Source organism: Clostridium sp. BSD2780061688st1 H5, from assembly GCF_005845155.1.
Classification (GTDB): domain Bacteria; phylum Bacillota; class Clostridia; order Lachnospirales; family Lachnospiraceae; genus Claveliimonas; species Claveliimonas intestinigallinarum.
Genome location: NZ_SPGT01000009.1, coordinates 124,299 through 130,541, shown reverse-complemented (window position 1 = coordinate 130,541; position 6,243 = coordinate 124,299). Strand labels below are relative to the sequence as shown.

The following is a 6,243-nucleotide window of genomic DNA, read 5'->3' as shown; positions in this document are numbered from 1 at the left end:
TAACAGCTTAAGCAACAAGATGGGTAATTCCTTACTGGCTGTAAGGGGTATTAACCATAAATATATTGTAGTAGAAAGGAGGCCGGGACTTCTGCCAATCCTTCCTTTTAAAACTGCTATCGGTGTGCTATAATGTTTGAAAGTGCTGAAAAAAAGATATAGATATCAGAAGGAGTAAATGATCATGAAGCTTACAACAGTCAGAGAATTATATAAGAACACGGAGGCCTTCCTGGATAAGGAAGTGACCGTGGGCGGCTGGGTGCGCAGCATCCGGGACTCCAAGACCTTCGGGTTCATCGTGGTAAATGACGGGTCCTTCTTTGAGACCCTGCAGGTGGTGTACCATGACACCATGGACAATTTCGCGGAGATCTCCAGACTGAACGTGGGAGCTGCTATCATCGTGAAGGGAACCCTGGTGGCCACACCCCAGGCAAAGCAGCCCTTTGAGATCCAGGCGGAGACGGTGGAGGTGGAGGGCGCTTCCGCGCCGGACTACCCGCTCCAGAAGAAGCGCCACAGCTTTGAATACCTGCGGACCATCGCCCATCTTCGCCCCAGGACGAACACCTTCCAGGCTGTGTTCCGGGTGAGATCCCTGACAGCCTACGCCATCCACAAATTCTTTCAGGAGAGGGGCTTTGTGTATGTGCACACCCCGCTGATCACGGGAAGCGACTGCGAGGGAGCAGGGGAGATGTTCCAGGTGACCACCCTGGACCTGAACAATGTGCCCAGGAAGGAAGACGGCACGGTGGACTATTCCAAGGACTTCTTTAACAAGGAGACGAACCTGACAGTCAGCGGCCAGCTCAACGGCGAGACCTTTGCCCAGGCTTTCCGGAATATCTATACCTTCGGCCCCACATTCCGGGCAGAGAACTCCAACACTACAAGGCATGCGGCGGAGTTCTGGATGATCGAGCCGGAGATGGCTTTTGCGGACCTTGATGACAACATGGATCTGGCGGAGGCCATGCTGAAATATGTCATTAACTATGTGCTGGAGAACGCGCCGGAGGAGATGAACTTCTTTAACTCCTTTGTGGACAAGGGACTCCTGGACAGGCTCCACAATGTGGTGTCCTCCGAGTTCGCAAAGGTGACCTACACAGAGGCAGTGGAGCTCCTGGAGAAAAACAACGACAAGTTCGAGTACAAGGTTTCCTGGGGAACAGACCTGCAGACAGAGCATGAGCGCTACCTGACTGAGGAGGTCTTCAAGCGCCCTGTGTTTGTCACAGACTATCCAAAGGAAATTAAGGCATTTTATATGAAGCTGAACGATGACGGAAAGACCGTGGCGGCTGTGGACTGCCTGGTGCCCGGCATCGGCGAGATCATCGGCGGCAGCCAGAGGGAGGACAATTACGAAAAGCTGGCGCAGCGCATGAAGGAGATGGGCCTGAAGGAGGAGGACTACGGCTTTTACATGGACCTGAGAAAATACGGCTCCACCCGCCATTCCGGCTTTGGGCTTGGATTTGAGAGGTGCATCATGTACCTGACAGGAATGGGTAACATCCGCGATGTGATCCCCTTCCCCAGGACAGTGAACAACTGCGACCTGTAAGAGGGAGACGGGACAGGCAGAGCGGATTGACAGGATAAAGGAAAGACAGCAGAGAAGGAATGACGAGGGGAACATCACACATTCACCGGAGATGGGGGAGCGCCGGGAAGGCGCCTCTCCTGCCGAAGGGGAGAATAAGGAGGTTCACGAAAGTATGAATATCGTAGTAGTGGATGACGAGCGGGAGATCGCCGATGTCATCGAGCTGTATCTGCAGAACGATCAGTATACGGTCTACAAGTTCTATACAGGGCAGGAGGCCCTGGACTGCATCTTTGAGAAGAAGATCGACCTGGCCATCCTGGATGTGATGCTGCCGGACATTGACGGGTTCCAGATTTTGAAGAAGATCCGGGAGAAATACACCTTCCCTGTGATCATGCTGACGGCTAAGACCGAGTACATGGACAAGATCACAGGGCTCACCATGGGAGCTGACGACTACATACCCAAGCCCTTCAACCCGCTGGAGCTGGTGGCAAGGGTGAAGGCCCAGATCCGCCGCTACACCCAGTACAATGACGGTGGGAAGGAGCCGGGGGAGATCATTGATTTCGGCGGGCTTCTCCTGAACCGGACGTCCCATGAGTGCATTTACAACGAGGTCCCTCTCACACTCACCCCCATAGAGTTTGACATTCTCTGGCTCCTGTGCGAGAACAGGGGCAAGGTGATCAGCTCCGAGGAGCTGTTCGAGAAGGTGTGGCACGAAAAATATTACAAAAACAGCAACAACACGGTCATGGTGCACATCCGGCATCTGCGGGAAAAAATGAGTGCGCCCACTGGAACTTCAGACTTTATCAAGACAGTATGGGGAGTAGGTTATAAAGTTGAAGAGTAATTACAGAAAATTAAAATTCAGTATTCTGCTGCAGACAGTGCTGGTGACAGCACTGACTGTACTTGTTGGCGGCTTTCTTCTGAATTACGTGATTGACGGGGTATACAACGACAGCTTTGCGACTACATTTGTGGATATCCTGACAGCCTTTCATGTGGAAGAACAGACCGCCATTGATTTATATTGGAGCCTGATCGGGGACAACAAAGTGTTTTTCATGATCGTTGGGTTCCTCCTTTTGTTTGCCCTGTTTTTCTATGTGGCCCTGTCCAAGATGACTAAATATCTGGACCAGGTGGGGGACGGTATCGAGAATATTATCTCCGAGTCCACAGAGCCCATCCACCTGATCACGGAGCTGAAGCCCATTGAAATCCGGCTCAACGAGATCAAGGCTACGCTGAAGAGGCAGGATCTGGAGGCCATAGAGAGCGAGAAGAAGAAAAATGACCTGGTGCTCTTCCTGGCCCATGACCTGAAGACGCCTCTCACCTCCGTGGTTGCCTACCTGGCCATGCTGGACGCCCACCCGGACATGCCGGAGGCGGAGCGGGCAAAGTATATCCACATCTCCCTTGAGAAGGCTATAAGACTGGGAGAGCTGATCAATGAGTTTTTTGACATTACCAAATTCAATCTCCAGGACATCGAGCTGGAGCCGGTGGAGCTGAACCTGTCCATGATGCTGGAGCAGATTGCGGACGAGCTCTACGGCGTTCTCCAGGAGAAGCAGCTTACCTGCGAGGTGGAGACGGAGGACGGACTGGTGGTGTACGGGGATCCGGACAAGCTGGCCAGGGTCTTTGACAACATCCTCCGGAACGCCATAGCCTACTGCTATGCGGGGACGACCATACAGATCAGCGCCTGCAGAAAGAATAAGGATGTGGAGATTATATTTTCCAACAGGGGAAAGAAAATTCCGGGCACAAAGCTGCAGACTATCTTTGAGAAATTTTACCGCCTGGACGACTCCAGATCCAGCGAGACCGGCGGGGCAGGGCTTGGCCTGGCCATAGCAAAGGAGATCGTGGAGCTTCACGGGGGCAGGATCATGGCCAGGAGCGACGACGAGAAGACACAGTTTATCGTGACGCTGCCGTCTGAAAAAGAGCAGGAGGAAAAGGAAGAAAATGAAGTTCATACACATCGCGGACGTGCATTTAGGGGTGTCGCCCGAGGCAGGAAAAGCGTACAGCGGGGAGCGAAGAGGAGAAATCTGGGAAAGCTTTCGAAGACTGATAAGAGTGTGCAAAAATGAGGCGCCGGATCTTCTCCTTGTGGCCGGCGATCTGTTTCACAGGCAGCCCCTCCTGCGGGAGCTGAAGGAGGTGGACGGCCTGTTCGCCTCCCTGGAGAGGACGCAGGTGGTTCTCATCGCGGGAAATCACGACTATATGCGCAGGGACTCCTACTACCGGACTTTTCAGTGGAGTGCCAACGTGCATTTCCTGGGATCGGCGAGTGTGGAGGCTGTGGAGCTTCCCGCCCTTGAGACGGCAGTGTATGGGTGCAGCTACCACGAGAGACAGATCCGGCAGCCCCTCTACGACAGCGCGCCAGCGGCCGGGAGACAGAAGAGAGAGATCCTTCTGGCCCACGGTGGGGACACGGACCACATTCCGGTAAGCAGGGAGGCGCTGGCCGGCCTGGGCTACGACTATGTGGCTCTGGGGCACATCCATATGCCTCAGGTGGTCATTCCGGGTCTGGCAGCCTACGCGGGGGCGCTGGAGCCAACGGACAGGAATGACACCGGGCATCACGGCTACATACAGGGGGAGATCACGGAGGATGGCTGCCGCTTTTCCTTTGTCCCCTTTGCATCCCGGGAGTATATTCACTGTGAGGTGGAGGTGGATCGCCGGACAACAGGCGCGGGTCTGGCGGATCTGATCTGGAAGAAGATTGAGGAAAACGGAATACAGAACATGTATAAGTTTCTTTTGAAAGGGTATCGTGACCCTGATACCCTCTTTGATCTGGACGCCCTGGACAGGCGGGGGAATATCATCGACATCGTGGATGAGACAAAGCCGGCCTGGGATCTGGAGAAGCTGTACAGAAACAATAAGAACAATCTGATCGGCAGATATATAGAAAGCTTTTCCGGAGCGGAAAAGGACAGCGTGGAATACAGAGCGCTCTTTGAGGGGATCAGCGCTCTCATGGAGACAAGAAGGGGAACAGAATGAAAATTCAGAAGCTGGAACTGAGACATTTCGGAAAATTCAGAGGCAGGACCATCCTGCTGGGGGACGGCATACAGCTCCTTGGCGGGGAGAACGAAGCCGGGAAGACCACCGTCCACACTTTCATAAAGAGCATGCTCTTCGGCATGGAGAGAGGCCGGGGCCGGGCGGCGGCGGGCGACACCTTCAGCCGGTACGAGCCCTGGGACGGGGACGGTTTCTACGGGGGAGCCATAGAGTTCAACTGCGGGGGAAAGACCTTTCGGCTGGAGCGAAGATTTGACCGGCAGGCCAGGAGGGCGGAGCTTGTCTGCCTGGATGACGGAGAGCGTCTGTCTCTGGAGGACGGGGACCTGGAGATGATCCTGCCAGGGCTGGAGGCTGACAGCTATGAGGACACGCTGTACATCAGGCAGTCCGGCGCCCGGACAGGACAGAAGCTGGCAGCGGAGCTGAAAAATTTCGCCGCAAATTATTCTGTTTCCGGAGATACGAGGATTGACCTTGCCTCTGCCCAGGAAGTGCTTCGGGACCATGAAAAAGCTCTGGACCGGCAGGCCAGGGATTACACCCGGGAGCGCCAGCGCCGCAGGGAGAAGATCGAGCAGGAGGCCTCCTACGTGTGGCGGGATATCCACCGGCTGGAGGAGGAGCTGGACCGGGTGCAGGAAGGACTGGAGCTGAAGAGGATCAAGGAAGAGAATGAGAAGAAGGAGAGCGAGAAGCGGATGATCGACGAGCTGCGCCCGGCGAGATGGCGGATCCATCCCCTTGAGGTGGCAGGTATCATCCTGGCGGTGATCATTCTCTTTGTCCTCATCCCCCGGCCCTGGAATTATGCCACATCGGTTGTGGCGGCTCTGGCAGGCGGGATCTATATCTGGAACCGCATGAAGGTGGAGAAGAAGCGGCAGAAGACAGTCCCCGAGTTGATGCTGGAGGAGATCACCCCGGAGGAGGAGCTGGCCTCAGCGGAGAAGCTGCTCTGGGAGCAGCAGCATCTGGAGGAGGAGAAGAAGGAGAAGCAGATCCAGTATGAGAACCTTCAGGAGGAGCTGACGGAGATGGGCGAGCTGGACAGCATCTACAAGGAGCAGGAGAAGAAGAGGGCTGCCCTGGCCCTGGCCCATGAACGGCTCTCCCAGGTGGCCCGGGACATGCAGACCCAGGTGCGCCGGGATCTGAACGGGGCTGTCTCCGGGATTATTCAGGGCATCACAGGAGGGAAGTACACCAGGCTGCTGGTGGAGGAGGGGGCTCAGCTTGTCCTCTTCCAGGACGGCCGCAGGATTTCCATGGGACAGGTGAGCCGGGGGACTGTGGAGCAGGCCTACCTGGCCCTCCGGCTGGCGGCGGCAGATCTTCTCTACGAGGAGGAGTATCCCCTGATCCTGGATGACGTCTTTGCCAGCTATGATGACCGGCGGCTCGCCAACACTCTTCGATGGCTGTCGAAGAACAGGGAGCAGGTGCTCCTCTTTACCTGCCACAGCCGGGAGGAGGAGATCCTCCGCCGGGAGTCCATCCCCTTTGACCGGATCGATCTTCCCTGATATCCCGCGGGGATCATCCCGTGACGGACAGAAGGGAAGTCATAGAAATGTAATGTATGGAAAAAGACAGGTTCTGTT

5 protein-coding genes are annotated in these 6,243 nt (G+C 55.4%); all 5 read left to right on the top strand.

Annotated elements, in window-relative coordinates:
• The first annotated feature begins 184 nt into the window (after positions 1-184).
• The 5 genes from asnS (at position 185) to FGQ86_RS07845 (ending at position 6,165) form a co-directional block, all read left to right on the top strand.
• A complete protein-coding gene (gene asnS, locus FGQ86_RS07865) occupies positions 185-1,576 on the top strand; it encodes an asparagine--tRNA ligase (protein ID WP_033125833.1) in 1,392 nt (463 codons plus the stop codon).
• A 154-nt stretch (positions 1,577-1,730) separates the two neighbouring features.
• Positions 1,731-2,420, top strand: coding sequence for a VanR-ABDEGLN family response regulator transcription factor (vanR, locus tag FGQ86_RS07860; protein ID WP_033125834.1), 690 nt, complete (start codon positions 1,731-1,733; stop codon positions 2,418-2,420).
• Entirely contained in the window at positions 2,410-3,681 is a 1,272-nt protein-coding gene (locus FGQ86_RS07855; protein WP_033125796.1) for a HAMP domain-containing sensor histidine kinase, read from the top strand. Before vanR ends, FGQ86_RS07855 begins: the two co-directional genes overlap by 11 nt.
• Positions 3,578-4,615, top strand: a complete 1,038-nt coding sequence (locus FGQ86_RS07850) for a metallophosphoesterase (RefSeq protein ID WP_171031528.1) — start codon at positions 3,578-3,580, stop codon at positions 4,613-4,615. The genes FGQ86_RS07855 and FGQ86_RS07850 overlap by 104 nt, the downstream gene beginning before the upstream one ends.
• Positions 4,612-6,165, top strand: a complete 1,554-nt coding sequence (locus tag FGQ86_RS07845) for an ATP-binding protein (protein ID WP_138303389.1) — start codon at positions 4,612-4,614, stop codon at positions 6,163-6,165. The genes FGQ86_RS07850 and FGQ86_RS07845 overlap by 4 nt, the downstream gene beginning before the upstream one ends.
• Positions 6,166-6,243 lie beyond the last annotated feature (78 nt).